Source organism: Altererythrobacter ishigakiensis (genome assembly GCF_001663155.1).
GTDB classification, from domain to species: domain Bacteria; phylum Pseudomonadota; class Alphaproteobacteria; order Sphingomonadales; family Sphingomonadaceae; genus Erythrobacter; species Erythrobacter ishigakiensis.
This window is the reverse complement of sequence record NZ_CP015963.1, coordinates 1,629,002-1,644,890: the sequence shown is the minus strand read 5'-3', so window position 1 is coordinate 1,644,890 and position 15,889 is coordinate 1,629,002. Positions and strand designations below refer to the sequence as shown.

Here is a 15,889-nt window from a genome sequence, read left to right as displayed (position 1 = left end):
CTTATCCCTTCATCTGCGTCGCATCGTCGACCGCGATGGTGCCGCGGTTACGGAAATAGATGACCAAAATGGCAAGTCCGATTGCCGCTTCTGCCGCTGCGACAGTCAAAACCATCATCGCAAACACCTGACCCACCAGGTCATTCATGAATGCGCTGAAGCCAACAAGGTTGATATTCACTGCAAGCAGGATCAGCTCGACCGACATCAGGATGACGATCACATTCTTGCGGTTGATGAAGATGCCCATCACACCGAGCACGAACAGGATCGCACTGACGGTGATATAGTGTTCGATGCCAATCACAGCTCGACCCCCTGCCCGCTCTCCGGGTTCTTCATGACTGTTGCATCTTCGGGACGGCGACGGATCTGCTTGCCTATATCCTGCCGTGAACGGGTGTTGTCCGGACGTTTGCGGTGCGTCAGCACAATCGCGCCGATCATTGCCACCAGCAGGATGATGCCCGCCACTTCGAACAGGAAGATATAACGGCCGTAAAGCAGCGCGCCGATGGCTTCGATATTGCTCATGCCCAGCGGCTGCGCAGCGGTGCCACTGGGTGTGCCCAGCTCCAAGCCACCAGAATTGTAGGCAACGATGCCAATAAACAGCTCTGCAAACAGGATCAGCGCAACCAGCAGTCCAAGCGGGAAATTCTTGATGAAACCCGCGCGCATGGCGGCGAAATCGATGTTCAGCATCATGACCACGAACAGGAACAGCACCGCAACTGCGCCGACATAGACGATCACCAGCAGCATCGCGATGAACTCTGCCCCAACCAACACCATCAGGCCTGCGCCGTTGAAGAAAGCGAGGATCAGCCAGAGCACCGAATGCACCGGGTTGCGCGCAGTGATAACCAGCAGCGCGCTGCCGATCATCAGACCTGCGAACAGATAGAAGGATAAGGTTTGTATCATGACCCCTGTCTCACCCCACGGCGCCCGTTAGCGATACGGCGCATCGGCTTCAAGGTTCGCGGCAATTGCCCGCTCCCACTTGTCCCCGTTGGCCAGCAATTTCGCCTTGTCGTAGAGCAGCTCCTCGCGTGTTTCGGTGGCGTATTCGAAGTTCGGACCTTCGACGATCGCATCCACCGGGCAGGCTTCCTGACAGAAGCCGCAATAGATGCATTTCGTCATGTCGATGTCATAGCGCGTGGTGCGGCGGCTGCCGTCATCGCGCGGTTCGCTTTCGATCGTGATCGCTTGCGCCGGGCACACCGCTTCGCACAGTTTGCAGGCGATGCAGCGTTCTTCGCCGTTGGGATAGCGGCGCAGCGCATGCTCACCACGGAAACGCGGGCTGAGCGCGTTCTTCTCGAACGGATAGTTCACCGTCAGCTTGGGCTTGAAGAGATACTTCAGCGTCAGTGCATGCGCCTTCAGGAATTCCCAAAGCGTGAAAGATTTGATGAAGTGAGTGACGGTGCTCATGAGAAGTGACCCGTAGCCATGAGATAGCCAGAGATAGCGGCGACGAAGATCAGGCTCATCGGAAGGAACACCTTCCAGCCAAGCCGCATCAGCTGGTCATACCGGAAGCGCGGCACGGTCGCCCATATCCAGCTGAACAGGAAGAAGAAGAACAGCGTCTTGCCCAGCAGCCAGATGATGCCCGGCACCGAGTAAAGCGGCTCCCACTCCACCGGCGGCAACCAGCCCCCGACAAACAGGATCGCGCACAGCATGCACATCAGCAGGATGTTGGCGTATTCACCCAGCCAGAACAGCGCGAAGCTCATCGAGCTGTATTCAGTTTGGAAACCGGCGACGAGTTCGGATTCCGCCTCGGTCAGGTCAAACGGCGCGCGCGCGGTTTCCGCCAAACAGCTGATGAAGAACACGACGAACATCGGGAACAGCAGCGGGTTGAAGAAGAACCCGTTGACGAAACCAAGCCCGTGCCCGCGCTGCGCCTCGATAATGCCGTTCAAATTGAACGTGCCCGCCCACAGCACCACGCAAACCAGGATGAAGCCGATCGAGACTTCGTAGCTGATCATTTGCGCGGCGGCGCGCATCGCGGAGAAGAACGGGTATTTCGAGTTCGACGCCCAGCCCGCCATCACCACGCCGTAAACGCCGAGGCTGCTAATCGCCAGAATGTAGAGCAGGCCGACATTGATGTCTGCCAGTACCATATGCGCATCGAACGGGATCACAGCCCATGCCGCGAGTGCGACGGTGAAAGTCACAATCGGCGCGAGCAGGAAGATGCCCTTGTTCGCGGCAGAGGGGATGATCGTTTCCTGCAGGAAGACCTTCAGGCCATCGGCAAAGCTTTGAAGCAGGCCAAAGGGGCCAACCACATTGGGCCCGCGCCGCAGCATCACCGCGCCAAGCACCTTGCGGTCCATATAGATGATCATCGCGACCGCGAGCATCACCGGGAAGGCGATCAGCAAAATGCCACTGATCGTAGCTGCGAACCACGCCCATTCGTATGTCATGCCAAGGGATTGGAAAAATTCGGTCATTCTGCCGCCTCCTTCAGCTCATCGCCGTGGAGCAATTCTGCCGAGCAGCGCTGCATCACCGCGCTGGCGCGGGCGATCGGGTTGGTGAGGTAGAAGTCCTTGATCGGATAAGCTTCTATCACGCCTTCTGCCTTCGCGCCCGCAGGAGCAGCCGGTAGCGCGCCGTAATCCGCGAGGCCCTCTTCGCCCAGTGCAGGTACTTCGGCAATCATCGCCGCCTGCAGCTCGCCAAAGCTGTCAAACGCGACATTCACGCCCAATGCATCTGCTAGTGCCCGCAGGATCGTCCAGTCTTCGCGCGCATCGCCCGGGGCAAACACGGCTTTCTCCGCGAATTGCACGCGGCCCTCAGTGTTGACGTAGGTTCCGTCCTTCTCGGCATAGGTGGCTGCGGGCAAAATAATATCTGCTGCATGCGCACCCTTGTCACCGTGGTGGCCGATGTAGACCTTAAGGCTGTCGGCGTAGGGCTCGAAGTCCATCTCGTCCGCGCCGAGGCTGAGGACCACTTTGGGCGAAGCCGCCGCGATATCTTTCATGCCGCCTTTTTGCGCGAAGCCGAGCATCAGCCCGCCCATACGTGCGGCCGAAAAATGGAGGACGTTGAAGCCGTTCCAGCCATCGCGGACAACCTTCAACTGCTCTGCCGCCGCGAGACCCGCATGGAGCGCGCCCTTCGCCAGCGCGGCGCCGCCCATGATGATCGCGGGACGCTCTGCCTCGTGGAAGTGCTCGACCAGATCGCTAGGCAGATTCGACAACACCGAAAGATCCGCGCCCAGGAAGGTCGCGTGGAAAGTGGTCTCCCACTCAGGGCCAATCACATAGACCCTCGCGCCGTTCTTCACGGCCTTGCGCAAGCGGACATTCACCGATGGCGCTTCCCAGCGCACATGACTGCCCACGATCAGGATGGCATCGGCCGTTTCGATACCTGCCAGCGTTGAATTGAAATTCACCGCGGCCAAGCTCGAAACGTCGTAATCCATGCCGGTCTGGCGGCCCTCGATCAGAGTCGATCCGCAAGCCTTGAGCAGCGATTTGGCGGCAAACATGGTCTCGCAATCGACCATGTCGCCGGCAACTGCCGCGACCGACGACTTGTCAGATTTCAGCTGCTTGGCGATTGCCTTGAACGCTTCTTCCCACGTCGCGGGCTTCAATCCGCCACGCTTGCGCATGAACACCTTGTCCAGGCGCCGCTTGGTCAGGCCGTCAACCTGATACCGCGCCTTATCAGAGATCCATTCTTCATTGACGTCATCATTGATGCGCGGAAGCGCGCGCATGACTTCGCGGCCACGGCTGTCGAGCCGGATATTCGCGCCAACCGCGTCCGAAACATCAATGCTGAGCGTCTTCTTCAGCTCCCATGGACGCGCTTCGAACGCATAGGGGCGTGAGGTTAAAGCACCAACCGGGCACAGGTCGATCACATTGGCGCTCATTTCATGCGCCGCCGCCTGTTCCAGATAGGTGGTGATCTGCATATCTTCGCCGCGATAGAGCGCGCCGATCTCGTCCACGCCCGCGATTTCCTCGCTGAAACGAACACAGCGGGTGCAATGAATGCAGCGGGTCATGATCGTCTTGATCAGCGGGCCCATGTATTTCTCGGTTACGGCGCGTTTGTTCTCTTCATAGCGCGAACCGCCACGGCCATAAGCAACCGCCTGGTCCTGCAAATCGCATTCGCCGCCCTGGTCGCAAATCGGGCAATCGAGCGGGTGGTTGATCAGGAGGAATTCCATCACGCCTTCGCGTGCTTTCTTCACCATTTCGGTGTCAGTGCGGATTTCCTGACCTTCGCTGGTCGGCAGGGCGCAGCTGGCCTGCGGCTTCGGCGGCCCCGGCTTCACTTCTACCAGACACATCCGGCAGTTACCGGCGATACTTAAGCGCTCGTGGTAACAGAAACGCGGGATTTCCTTGCCCGCAAGCTCCGCCGCCTGAAGGACTGTCGCGCCTTCAGGGACTTCGATTTCCTGTCCGTCTACGGTGACCTTAGGCATTACTCAGCGGCCTCCTGGAACTTCGCATTGTGCTCTTCAATCCGGCGCTCCAGCTCGGGGCGGAAATGGCGGATCAGGCCCTGGATCGGCCAAGCCGCCGCATCGCCGAGTGCGCAGATCGTGTGACCTTCGACCTGCTTGGTAACCTGCTGCAGCATGTCGATCTCCTCGATTGCCGCATCGCCGGTGCGCAGTCGCTCCATCATGCGCCACATCCAGCCTGTGCCTTCACGGCACGGCGTGCACTGGCCGCAGCTTTCGTGCTTGTAGAAATACGAAAGGCGCGAAATTGCCCGGATGATATCGGTGGATTTGTCCATCACGATGACGGCGGCCGTACCGAGGCCAGAGCCAAGTTCGCGCAGCCCGTCAAAATCCATCGGTGCGTCCATGATTTCCTTCGCAGGAACCAATGGAACCGAAGAACCACCCGGAATAACCGCCAGCAGATTATCCCACCCGCCGGTGATACCGCCGCAATGCTTTTCAATCAGCTCGCGGAACGGGATGCTCATCGCTTCCTCGACCACGCAGGGCTTTTCAACATGCCCGCTGATCTGGAACAGCTTGGTCCCGTGGTTATTCTCACGCCCGAAGCTGTTGAACCATGATGCGCCACGCCGCAGGATCGTAGGCACAACCGCGATAGACTCGACATTGTTGACCGTGGTCGGGCAGCCATAAAGGCCCGCACCCGCCGGGAATGGTGGCTTGAGGCGCGGTTGGCCTTTCTTGCCCTCCAGGCTCTCGATCATCGCGGTTTCTTCGCCGCAGATATAAGCGCCAGCACCGCGGTGCATGAAGACATCGAAGTCATAGCCGGAACCGCTGGCGTTTTTGCCAATCAGCCCCACATCGTACGCTTCGTCGATAGCCGACTGAAGAGTTTCCGCCTCGCGGATATATTCGCCGCGAATGTAGATATAGGCGGCACGCGCGCGCATCGCGAAACCGGCGCAGAGCGCGCCTTCGATCAGCTTGTGCGGATCGTGGCGGATAATCTCGCGGTCCTTGCACGAACCCGGCTCGGATTCGTCGGCATTGATGACGAGGAAGCTCGGACGACCATCCTTGCTTTCTTTCGGCATGAACGACCACTTCAGGCCGGTCGGGAAGCCTGCCCCGCCCCGCCCGCGAAGGCCGGAGTCCTTGATCTCTTCGATGATCGCTTCCTGCCCGCGCTCGAGCAGCTTCTTGGTGTTGTCCCAATCGCCGCGCGCCTGCGCAGCGGGGAGGTTCCACGGCTGGAACCCGTAGACATTGGTAAAGATGCGATCCTTATCAGCCAGCATCGTTGCCATCCTTCTTTGCCGCGCGAAGTTGACGTAGTGTCAGCACCTGGAACATGAGACCAAATCCCATGAACATGATCCCTATCGGACGTTCACCCGTCGCGGCGAGATAGGCGCCAGCGCCGAAACCGATGAGCCCGGCAATCATCAATGCGAGAACGCCGCCGGTCATCACCAATCTCCCCGGTAGTCGTGGTTCTCGGTGACCATCTCTTTCAGATTGCTCAGGGCGTTCGCAGGTTCTGACGTATGGCGTCCCGGCTCTTGCGTGCCGGTCTTGGGCTGCTCGCCCTTGGCCAGCGCATCAAGCACAGCGTCCAAGCGCTCTGGCGTCAGGTCTTCGTAATTGTCATCATTGATCTGGACCATCGGCGCAGTCGCACAATTGCCCATGCATTCGACTTCGGTCAGCGTCCAAAGGCCATCCTGGGACACTTCGCCTTTCTTCATGCCTCGCTTCTTGCAGGTTTCGAACAGACCATCCGATCCGCGCAGCATGCACGGCGTCGTGCCGCATACCTGCACGTGATACTTCCCGACCGGCTTCATGTTGTACATGAAATAGAAGGTTGCAACCTCGAGCACGCGGATCACCGGCATGTCGAGATAGTCCGCGACATATTCGATCACCGGAAGAGGCAGCCAACCCTGTGTATCGGTCTCGGCGCCAACCTGACGCTGAGCCAGATCGAGCAGCGGCATCACCGCCGATTTCTGACGGCCCTCAGGGTACTTGGCGATATGATAATCAGCCTTCTTGCGGTTCTCTTTCGTCCATTCGAAAGAGCCCCAGCGCTCGCGCAGTTCAGGCGTGTCGGGTGCGGGCGTACGGTCAGCCATTTGCGTCGTCCTTCACGGATCTAACTGAAACAAGAACCGAAGTCCCCAATCCCAAGATGATGAACATCAAGCCGTATGCGAAATAACCAAGATCAACGATGCCGCTTGAGTCCAAAAAAAGGAGAATCGCGCACAAAGCGATCCCGACCAGAGCCGTTGAGCGATTCACCGGTCGCACTCCCCGAATACGACGTCGATCGCGCCCAGAATAGCGGTCGCGTCGGGCAGCATGTGTCCTTTGCTCATCATATCCATCGCTTGAAGGTGGCTAAACGCGGTCGGGCGGATCTTGCAGCGATATGGCTTGTTCGTGCCGTCGCTGACCAGATAGACGCCGAACTCGCCCTTGGGGCTCTCAGTAGCAACGTAGACTTCGCCTGCAGGCACATGGAAGCCCTCTGTGTAGAGCTTGAAGTGGTGGATCAGCGCTTCCATCGATTGCTTCATCTCGCCGCGCTTCGGCGGTGAAACCTTGCCGTCGGTGCTCGCGACCGGCCCGTCGGGCATATCACGCAGGCACTGACGCATAATCTTGGCGCTCTCGTAAATTTCCTTCACGCGTACCATGAAGCGGTCATAGCAGTCCGAATTGGTGCCGACAGGAATGTCGAACTCCATCCGGTCATAGACATCGTAAGGCTGGGCCTTGCGCAGATCCCACGGAATGCCCGCTGCGCGGATCATCGGACCACTGAAGCCCCATGCAATCGCATCATCGCGGTTGACCACGGCGATATCGACATTGCGCTGTTTGAAGATGCGGTTGTCCATTACCAGGCTCATCGCGTCTTCGAACAGTGGGAAGAAACGCCCGTCTAGCCATTCGCCGATATCGACCAGCAGCTTTTCCGGCACATCCTGATGCACGCCGCCGGGGCGGAACCAGGCGCTGTGCATGCGCGCGCCAGAGGCACGCTCGAAGAAGTTCATGCAATCTTCGCGCAGGTCCATGATCCACAGGTTCGGTGTGAATGCACCCACGTCGAGGATATGCGCGCCCATATTGAGCATGTGATTGCAGATGCGGGTCAGCTCGGCGAACAGCACGCGCAGATATTGCGCACGCTCTGGCACTTCGAGATTGAGCAACTTCTCGATCGCGAGAACGTAGCTGTATTCCTGCGCCAGCGGAGAGCAGTAATCGAGCCGGTCGAAATAGGGCAACGCCTGCAAGTAAGTCTTGTGCTCGATCAGCTTCTCGGTGCCTCGGTGAAGCAGGCCGACATGCGGATCGATCCGCTCGATCACTTCGCCGTCCAGCTCCATCACCATGCGCAGCACGCCGTGCGCCGCGGGGTGCTGAGGCCCGAAATTGATCGTGTAATTGGTGATGACTTCATCACCGGTGGTGGGGGACTGTTCGAGCTGAATATTGCTCATTTCTTGTCCCCCTCTTGCGCTTTCTCGTCACCCGGAAGCACGTAGTCAGAGCCTTCCCAAGGTGAGAGGAAATCAAACTGGCGCAGGTCCTGTGCCAGCTCGACCGGTTCGTACACCACGCGCTTTTCCTCTTCGGAATAGCGCAGCTCGTGATAGCCTGTCAGCGGGAAATCCTTGCGGAAGGGATGCCCTTCGAAGCCGTAATCGGTGAGGATACGGCGCAGGTCAGGATTGCCCGCGAATGTCACGCCGTACAGATCGAACACCTCGCGTTCCAGCCAGCCCGCATTGGGCCACAACGTTGTGATCGTAGGAACAGGCGTTGCTTCGTCCGTGCTGACCTTTACCATCACACGATGGTTATTCGTCAGCGACTGCAGCATGTAGACGACTTCGAACCGCTCCGCCCGCTCGGGATAGTCAACGCCTGCAATTTCCATCATCTGCTGATATTCGTGATCGTCACGCAGCAGCTTCAGAGCATTCTCGATTTCGTCACGCTTGACGGTGATAACGATCTCGCCGTGCTCTTCTTTCGAAGACACCACCATATCACCAAGCGCTGCGACAAGTGCGTCGCGCACACCTTCATTGGACGAAATCTTCGGAGCGGAGTGAAGAACAGCCATCTTAGCGCTCAATCGTCCCAGCGCGGCGGATCTTCCGCTGCAACTGCATCACGCCGTAGAGCAGCGCTTCTGCGGTTGGTGGGCAACCTGGTACATAGATATCGACCGGCACGATCCGATCGCAGCCGCGAACGACGCTGTAGGAATAGTGGTAATAACCGCCGCCATTGGCGCAGCTGCCCATGCTGATCACGTACTTCGGGTCAGACATCTGATCGTAAACCTTGCGTAGCGCCGGGGCCATCTTGTTGCACAGCGTACCAGCAACGATCATCAAGTCTGACTGGCGCGGGGATGCACGCGGCGCAGCGCCAAACCGCTCCATGTCATAGCGCGGCATGTTGGCGTGGATCATTTCAACCGCGCAGCATGCGAGGCCAAAGGTCATCCACCACAGCGAGCCTGTGCGCGCCCATTGGAAAACATCCTCGGTCGAGGTGACCAGAAAGCCCTTATCATTGACCTCTGTCTGCAGCGCCTCAAAGTAGTCTGCGTCAGGCGTGCGAACTTCGCCGCCTTTGGCCGTTGGCATCATAGCAGCAGCTTCAGCCGCGCTGATCGGCGCGGTCGGCGGAGTGATAATTGTGCTATTGTTGTTAGAAGTGCTCATTCCCAGTCCAGAGCTCCCTTCTTCCATTCATAAGCAAGCCCAATGGCAAGGATGCCAAGGAACACCATCATACCGATCCAGCCGACCCAGCCAGTCTCACCTAGGCTCACCGCCCATGGGAACAGGAAGGCTGCCTCGAGATCGAAGATGATGAAGCTGATCGCGACGAGGTAAAAGCGAACGTCAAACTGGCTGCGTGCGTCATCAAATGCCGGAAAGCCGCACTCGTACTCGCTGAGCTTTTCCGCATCGGGATTGTGAGCACCCGTCAGGCGCGAAACACCCATAGGCAGGAACACAAACGCCACGGAGAGCCCGAGCGCGATAAATATGAATATCAGTATCGGTAGATACTGTGAAAGATCGACCACAATGATTCCCGTCGCTGCAAAGTCGCGCCCGCCTCTAAGCCCCTCCAAGCGAAGGTGCAAGGGCGGGAATCGTGTAATTCATAGCACTTGCGTTGCGCATAGGTAAATCTGCGGGGATTACCCGGCAGATCGGGCAATCGGCAGTCGGCGAATCTCGGTCGGAAGTGCTTCCATTCCGGGCTTAAGCTCGCCTTCGAAATAGCGATCCCACTGACCATTGCCGATATAAATCAGCGCGTCACCGTCGATGCTGCCTGACAGGGGCTCGGTCCACTCCGAATGCGCTTGTTCCAAGATGCGATGGCCGATCACGCGCATGCCATCTTTGGAAAGCTTGAATGCGGAAATGCGCATGGGCGACGTTCCGTTCTGGACGGCGATCAATTCATTCCCATTGCGCCAAAGCCCGTCGACACCGTCGAGGATTACCGGAATGTCGCTGGCAAGGCGGGACACTTCCCGCGTTTCAAGATCGATAACAGCGATGGCATAGCGATAGTCGCTGACGTAGAGCTTCGTATCGTCCGCATTGGTCGCGAGCCCTTGCGGAGAACGGAAGGTGCCGGGTGCCAATAACGGCGCGAGCACATCATCGTCGGCATTCGCGGTATAAACACCGCCGGATATCGGATCACTCGCGAACAGTCTCCCGCCATTGGCCACATGGATATCTGACACGGTGGCGCCATTCGGAGCTCGAATATAAATTGTGGTGTCGAGGTCCCCTGTTAGCCCGATAAGGCCAGAGAACAGTTCTTTATCGTCTGACGAACCATCGATGTTTCCCGAGGCGACCCAGCCAACATTCTGGCCAGTCCCTGTTGCAAAACCCGACAAATCGTTTGCCTCTGGCAAGGTCAGGGCGATCCAATTTCCCCCCGGTCCAGGGCCAAAAAGAGCATTCTCACTTACCGAAGTCACCACTACACCCTCGCCATTTGCAAGGGGCATGACATCTTCCGCCAAACCCGCCTCGGCCGGAACGGTCGCCACAACCTCGCTCACCTCAATCACCTCGGCGTCCGCGCGTAGGCGTTCCGCGATGCGCCCGGGATCAACCCCTTCGAGCAATCGCGGGATTTGCTCCTTCGCGACATCGCTGAACACGTAACCGCGGTCATACAGCCACTCGAGCGTCTGCATGACCTTTTCGACCTCGTCGGCCTCCAGCAAGGGCTGAAGCATGCGCAGGCGCACGGTCCCACTATCGGGAAAGTCTAGCGCGAGCTGTTCCAATCCCCCGACATCGCGGATTTGGCCAGTCGAAGCGTCAACCGCGCGCCATACCGGAACTTCCTCCGCCCATGCGGGCGAGGCTAGAACGAGCGCGAAGCCTGCTGCGAAAGCTCGCAGCATCACTTCATCATCTGAGCGATAGCCTTATCGGTTGCCTTGCCATACGGCGGCTTGAACCCGCCCAGTTTTGCGATGTCGATCTTTGGTTGATGATATACCGCGCGCGCGTGGCTGAACTCGCGGAAGCCTTCAATCGCGTGGTAGCTGCCCATTCCTGACGGCCCTACCCCGCCAAATGGCAGGTCTTCCATCGAGACATGGAAGATCACATCGTTGGTCGTCACGCCGCCAGAGATCGTTTTGGTCAGCACGCGTTCCTGCTCGGCCTTGTCCTCACCAAAGTAGTAGAGGCCCAGCGGGCGATCATGCTCGTTCACATAATCGACCGCTTCGTCGATCTGGCTGTAGGTCTTCACCGGCAATAGCGGACCGAAAATCTCTTCCTGCATCACCGCCATTTCGTCGGTGACATTGCGGATGATGTTAAGCGGCATCTTGCGCTGGTTGGCGTTGGAGAAATCCTCCCCGCCCGGATTGACTTCAATCACTTCCGCACCCTTGCCTCGGGCATCTTCGACAAGTCCTTGCAGTCGCTCAAAATGGCGGTCGCTGACGATCGAGGCGTAGTCGTCATTCTCCAGCAGCGTTGGGTACATGTTGTGCACGCCTTGGCTGACGCCTGCGATGGCCTCGTCTTCCTTGTCCTGCGGCACATACATATAGTCTGGCGAGAGGCAGATCTGCCCTGCGTTCATCATCTTGCCCAGAGCAATGCGCTCGCCAGCCTTGGCGTAGTCTGCGCTGCGTCCCATGAATACAGGTGATTTGCCACCTAGCTCTAGCGTGACTGGCACAAGGTTTGCGGAAGCGGCCTCCATCACCCGGCGCCCAGTTGGCGTCGAACCGGTAAAGACCAGATGATCAAATGGTAGCGAGGAGAAAGCGGCGGCCACTTCCGGCCCGCCTGTAATCACTGCCAGCTCATCCTCGGTAAAATACTCTTTCACCAATTCCTTCATCAGCAGCGAGGTGCGTTCGGTAAACTCGCTCGGCTTGATCATTGCCCGGTTGCCGGCTGCGAAGATCTGCATCAGCGGAGCGAAAGCCAGATTGACGGGGAAATTCCACGGGCTGAGAATGCCGATTACACCTTTGGGCTCATAGCGAACTTCAGCTTTCGCGCCGAGCAAGCCCAATGGAAACTGCACCGGGCGTTTCTCTGACCGCGCCCACTTGTCCATGCTCTTTAGCGCATGCTTGCCCGCGCCAACTGTCGCAGCGATGTCCGTGATCATCGACTGCTGCATGCTGCGGCTACCGAAATCAGCGCTCATGGTTTTGGCCAAGTCTTCGCCATTTTCCTTGATCAGAGCCATCGCACGCTTGATCCGATCCTTACGCATGCTCATCGGCTCTGGGCGCGACTGAGTGAATGCAGATCGCTGCAGCTTGAGGATGCGTTCCTGTTCCTGGCGAAGATCGTCAGCCATTGTTCTCTCCCGGCTATTCTCATGACCCATCTGGGCCAATGCGTTTTGAATTGCTATCTTTCTCGCCTAGGCTGCGCGCCAAGGCAAGCTAATACGTATTTCCGATAGCGAACGGTTTGCCTTTGCCGCATTGCAGCATTAGATCGCGAAGCGATTCTTCCCCTCTCTCGAACGAGGAACAAAGACATGTCACAGTTTTCCGCCGCCGATCCCGTCGTCATCTTGAGCTATGCCCGCACGCCGATGGGCGGCATGCAAGGCGCCTTGGCCGATGTTTCGGCGACCGATCTTGGCGCGACAGCTGTGAAGGCGGCAGTCGAGCGTTCCGGCGTTGCGCCGGACAAGTTTGACCGTTCCTACATGGGCTGCGTCTTGCCAGCTGGCCTAGGCCAGGCCCCTGCCCGCCAAGCGACATTGAAAGCTGGCCTTCCTAAGTCCGTGCAAGCAACCACTGTAAACAAGGTTTGCGGCAGCGGCATGCAAACCGTGATCATGGGCGCAGAGGCGCTGGCCAGTGGTACAATCGACTATGTCATCGCAGGCGGCATGGAGAGCATGACCAACGCGCCATACTTGCTGCAAAAGCACCGTTCTGGCGCGCGCATCGGCCATGACACTGCTTATGATCACATGTTCCTGGATGGCCTGGAAGATGCCTATGACGCGGGCCGCGCAATGGGCACCTTTGCTCAGGATACTGCAGACGAATACCAGCTTACCCGCGAAGACATGGACGGCTACTCAATTGAGTCGCTCCGACGCGCTAACGAGGCTATTTCCAGCGGCGCATTTGCTGACGAAGTCGTGCCCGTTACCTTTGCCACTCGCAAAGGTGAAGTCACGGTGGACACTGACGAGCAGCCGGGTCGGGGCATGCCGGACAAGATTCCTCAGCTGCGCCCAGCATTCGCGAAGGATGGGACAATCACAGCGGCAACGTCTAGCTCCATTTCAGATGGCGCGGCGGCGGTTGTCCTTACTCGTGAAAGCGTAGCCAAAGAAAACGGGCAGGAGCCGGTGGCAAAGATTGTTGCGCTTGCCGCCCACGCGCAAGAGCCGAAGGACTTCACCGTCGCTCCAGTTGGCGCGATCACCAAGGTGCTTGAGCGCGCTGGCTGGTCAACCGACGAAGTTGATCTGTGGGAAGTCAACGAAGCGTTCGCTTGCGTGGCCATGTTCGCAATGCGTGACATCGGCATCCCGCATGAGAAAATCAATGTGAACGGCGGCGCAACTGCGCTTGGTCACCCAATCGGTGCATCGGGAACACGCATCATCGTCACGTTGCTCAATGCGCTAAAGAAGCAGGGTAAGAAGCGGGGCGTGGCCTCTCTTTGCATCGGCGGCGGAGAAGCCACGGCAATCGCAGTCGAACTCGCATAACCGGCCAAATTTGCTCCAGCCGATATCTGTGATATCCCCTCGCTCACAATATGTGATCAGGGGAAGTCACGATGAGGATTGCAGTCTCTATCATTGCTGTCGCGGCGCTTGCCGCTTGTGAACAGGCTGAACCGCCCGCCCCAGAATCTGCCGCGATAGAAGAAGCCGCGCCGGCAGTGATGCAGCCCGGACTTTACTCGGTTGGTGACGAAACCACTGTCTACGGCACTACTCGTCTCAACGAAGACGGGACCTATGTTGACTACGGCGAGAATGAGGAAGTGGTCGGCGGCGGTACCTGGCGCACTGCCGATGATGAACTTTGCTTTGACCCTGAGGGGGACGGTGAAGAGGAACAGGAACGTTGCTGGACCAACGAACCGGCTGGAGAAGACGGCAGCTTCGTCACAACACGGGTAGATGGCTCGCAAAGCTATCTTGTGACGCCTATTGCCGAAGAAGAGAAATCCGAGGACGATCTGGCAGCTGAATGACCAGTTCAGGGCTCACCAGCGCCCCATAGTCTTTCTTTAAGCACCCAACCCGCGCGGCCAGAGGCGTCGAACTCGCACCATCCAGCCGTACACTTCCCAAGCTTTCCAACCACGCCCGGCTCGACATTCCATTTGAGGTCGGAAGTGTCCGATGGTGAGGTCCGGATGGGTGTGACGCCCTCACCGACAACAATCGCCGTTCGTTCAAGGCTCAGCAGGCTGGCTGCCATCCAACCCTGTGCGCCCTCGGGATCCTGAACCAAGCGCCAACTTTCTTGCACACGCACAATCTTCACGGGAAGTCCATCCCGCTTATAGACCCATTCAATGGGAAAATCGCGGCTCGGCCCAACCCGCATGCGCACCTCAGGTGAAGAAATAGAGGCCCAATATGGCACTTCGCGGTCCTGAGCGAGGGCCGGCGCAAGACCATTCATTCCTAGTGCTAGAGCGATAAGTAATGTTGGAATGCGCATGCGAAACGCATACAGCTTTTTTTGGTCCGGCATCAAGATGCTGCGCATGATCGCTTGACCGTTTGCCCCCGCCCGCATTAGCGCGTTCTCCATGTCCATCAACGCCAGCGAAATCTCGAAGCCAATTGACCACAAGCCTCGCGTGATTGTGACGCGCCAGCTCATGCCATCGGTAGAGGCGCGAATGGAAGAATTGTTCGATGTCGAACTCAACCCGAGCGATGCGCCGTTTTCACGCGGTGATTTGATCAGAGCGATGCAAAGCGCCGATGTATTGGTGCCAACGGTGACCGATACCATCGATGCGGAGATGATCGGCCAAGCGGGTAATCAACTCAAGCTGATTGCAAGTTTCGGCTCCGGTACTGATCACATCGATCTGGCGGCCGCGCGCGACGCCAAGATCATCGTCACGAATACGCCTGGCGTTTTCACCGATGACACGGCAGATATTGCGATGGCAGGAATTATCGGTGTACCCCGCCGCATCCGTGAAGGCGTGGGGCTGGTCCGTAGCGGCAAATGGACAGGTTGGGCTCCGTCTGGAATGCTTGGGCGCAAGTTGGGCGGCAAGGTACTTGGCATCGTCGGTATGGGCCGCATCGGTCAGGCTGTGGCCCATCGCGCTCGTGCGTTCGGTATGGAAATCGCTTATTTCAACCGAAAGCGTCTGCCCGAAGCGGTTGAACGGATGCTGGCCGTGAGATTTGTAGCTGATCTGGACTCTCTAGTTGGCGAGGCGGATGTCTTGACCTTGCATTGCCCGATGACCGACGAGACCCGCGGGATGATTGATGCCCGGCGGATTGCCCTAATGAAGCCCGGCTCTGCGATCATTAACACCGCGCGGGGCGAGTTGATCGACCAGGAGGCACTAATCGAAGCCCTCGAAAGTGGTCACCTGGCGGGTGCTGGCCTGGACGTTTACCCTGACGAGCCGAACGTGGACCGGCGACTGCTGAAGATCCCCAATGTTATGACATTGCCGCATATCGGTAGTGCTACTGCAGAAGGTCGCGAAGCCTCAGGAGAGAAAGTAATCGCCAACATTCGTTTCTGGATGGATGGTCACCGTCCCCCTGATCAGGTGTTGATCGGCCTTTAGCGACCCGTAACACGTTTCCCGCTTG

At 58.2% G+C, this 15,889-nt stretch carries 17 protein-coding genes and 1 pseudogene; 3 read left to right on the top strand and 15 right to left on the bottom strand.

From position 1 onward, the window contains the following. Position 1 precedes the first annotated feature (1 nt). The 14 genes and pseudogenes from nuoK to A6F69_RS07715 form a co-directional block, all read right to left on the bottom strand. The gene (gene nuoK / locus A6F69_RS07780) at positions 2–250 is read right to left on the bottom strand and encodes an NADH-quinone oxidoreductase subunit NuoK (RefSeq protein WP_425388080.1); all 249 of its coding nucleotides are present in this window, start codon (positions 248–250) and stop codon (positions 2–4) included. Positions 251–303: 53 nt separating this feature from the next. After that, positions 304–927, bottom strand: coding sequence for an NADH-quinone oxidoreductase subunit J (locus tag A6F69_RS07775; RefSeq protein WP_067599512.1), 624 nt, complete (start codon positions 925–927; stop codon positions 304–306). Positions 928–954: 27 nt separating this feature from the next. Next, positions 955–1,443 carry an NADH-quinone oxidoreductase subunit NuoI gene (nuoI, locus tag A6F69_RS07770; RefSeq protein ID WP_067599510.1) on the bottom strand — a complete coding sequence of 163 codons (489 nt, stop codon included), beginning with the start codon at positions 1,441–1,443 and terminating at the stop codon, positions 955–957. After that, positions 1,440–2,486: an NADH-quinone oxidoreductase subunit NuoH gene (gene nuoH, locus A6F69_RS07765; protein WP_067599508.1), complete on the bottom strand. Its 1,047-nt coding sequence runs from the start codon at positions 2,484–2,486 to the stop codon at positions 1,440–1,442. The genes nuoI and nuoH overlap by 4 nt, the downstream gene beginning before the upstream one ends. After that, positions 2,483–4,498 (bottom strand): NADH-quinone oxidoreductase subunit NuoG, encoded by a 2,016-nt coding sequence (gene nuoG, locus A6F69_RS07760; protein WP_067599506.1) that lies wholly within the window; start codon positions 4,496–4,498, stop codon positions 2,483–2,485. Before nuoG ends, nuoH begins: the two co-directional genes overlap by 4 nt. Next, positions 4,498–5,790, bottom strand: coding sequence for an NADH-quinone oxidoreductase subunit NuoF (gene nuoF, locus A6F69_RS07755; protein ID WP_067602790.1), 1,293 nt, complete (start codon positions 5,788–5,790; stop codon positions 4,498–4,500). The genes nuoG and nuoF overlap by 1 nt, the downstream gene beginning before the upstream one ends. Continuing rightward, entirely contained in the window at positions 5,780–5,962 is a 183-nt protein-coding gene (locus tag A6F69_RS07750; protein ID WP_067599503.1) for a hypothetical protein, read from the bottom strand. The genes nuoF and A6F69_RS07750 overlap by 11 nt, the downstream gene beginning before the upstream one ends. Further along, the gene (locus A6F69_RS07745) at positions 5,962–6,630 is read right to left on the bottom strand and encodes a complex I 24 kDa subunit family protein (RefSeq protein ID WP_067599499.1); all 669 of its coding nucleotides are present in this window, start codon (positions 6,628–6,630) and stop codon (positions 5,962–5,964) included. Before A6F69_RS07745 ends, A6F69_RS07750 begins: the two co-directional genes overlap by 1 nt. Before the next feature lie 165 nt (positions 6,631–6,795). Beyond that, positions 6,796–8,010 (bottom strand): NADH-quinone oxidoreductase subunit D, encoded by a 1,215-nt coding sequence (locus A6F69_RS07740; RefSeq protein ID WP_067599497.1) that lies wholly within the window; start codon positions 8,008–8,010, stop codon positions 6,796–6,798. Between the two features lie 17 nt (positions 8,011–8,027). Beyond that, a pseudogene (locus A6F69_RS07735) lies at positions 8,028–8,639 on the bottom strand (NADH-quinone oxidoreductase subunit C); the annotation flags it as partial. A gap of 1 nt (position 8,640) precedes the next feature. Continuing rightward, positions 8,641–9,174: a NuoB/complex I 20 kDa subunit family protein gene (locus A6F69_RS07730; RefSeq protein WP_067602787.1), complete on the bottom strand. Its 534-nt coding sequence runs from the start codon at positions 9,172–9,174 to the stop codon at positions 8,641–8,643. 71 nt (positions 9,175–9,245) lie between these two features. After that, the gene (locus A6F69_RS07725) at positions 9,246–9,620 is read right to left on the bottom strand and encodes an NADH-quinone oxidoreductase subunit A (protein WP_067602784.1); all 375 of its coding nucleotides are present in this window, start codon (positions 9,618–9,620) and stop codon (positions 9,246–9,248) included. Positions 9,621–9,737: 117 nt separating this feature from the next. After that, positions 9,738–10,976, bottom strand: a complete 1,239-nt coding sequence (locus A6F69_RS07720; RefSeq protein ID WP_067599492.1) for a YncE family protein — start codon at positions 10,974–10,976, stop codon at positions 9,738–9,740. After that, positions 10,976–12,406: a coniferyl aldehyde dehydrogenase gene (locus A6F69_RS07715; RefSeq protein WP_067599490.1), complete on the bottom strand. Its 1,431-nt coding sequence runs from the start codon at positions 12,404–12,406 to the stop codon at positions 10,976–10,978. Before A6F69_RS07715 ends, A6F69_RS07720 begins: the two co-directional genes overlap by 1 nt. A gap of 186 nt (positions 12,407–12,592) precedes the next feature. On the opposite strand from A6F69_RS07715, the gene A6F69_RS07710 reads away from it, so the two are divergent. Next, a complete protein-coding gene (locus A6F69_RS07710; protein WP_067599482.1) occupies positions 12,593–13,789 on the top strand; it encodes a thiolase family protein in 1,197 nt (398 codons plus the stop codon). Positions 13,790–13,860: 71 nt separating this feature from the next. Then, positions 13,861–14,283 (top strand): hypothetical protein, encoded by a 423-nt coding sequence (locus A6F69_RS07705; protein WP_067599478.1) that lies wholly within the window; start codon positions 13,861–13,863, stop codon positions 14,281–14,283. Positions 14,284–14,288: 5 nt separating this feature from the next. Here A6F69_RS07705 and A6F69_RS07700 read toward each other — a convergent pair whose 3' ends face one another. Next, positions 14,289–14,924 carry an SH3 domain-containing protein gene (locus tag A6F69_RS07700; protein WP_342669848.1) on the bottom strand — a complete coding sequence of 212 codons (636 nt, stop codon included), beginning with the start codon at positions 14,922–14,924 and terminating at the stop codon, positions 14,289–14,291. Here A6F69_RS07700 and A6F69_RS07695 point away from each other — a divergent pair. Beyond that, positions 14,851–15,864: a 2-hydroxyacid dehydrogenase gene (locus tag A6F69_RS07695; protein ID WP_067599476.1), complete on the top strand. Its 1,014-nt coding sequence runs from the start codon at positions 14,851–14,853 to the stop codon at positions 15,862–15,864. The two genes, A6F69_RS07700 and A6F69_RS07695, sit on opposite strands and share 74 nt — an antisense overlap. The last annotated feature ends 25 nt before the right edge of the window (positions 15,865–15,889 follow it).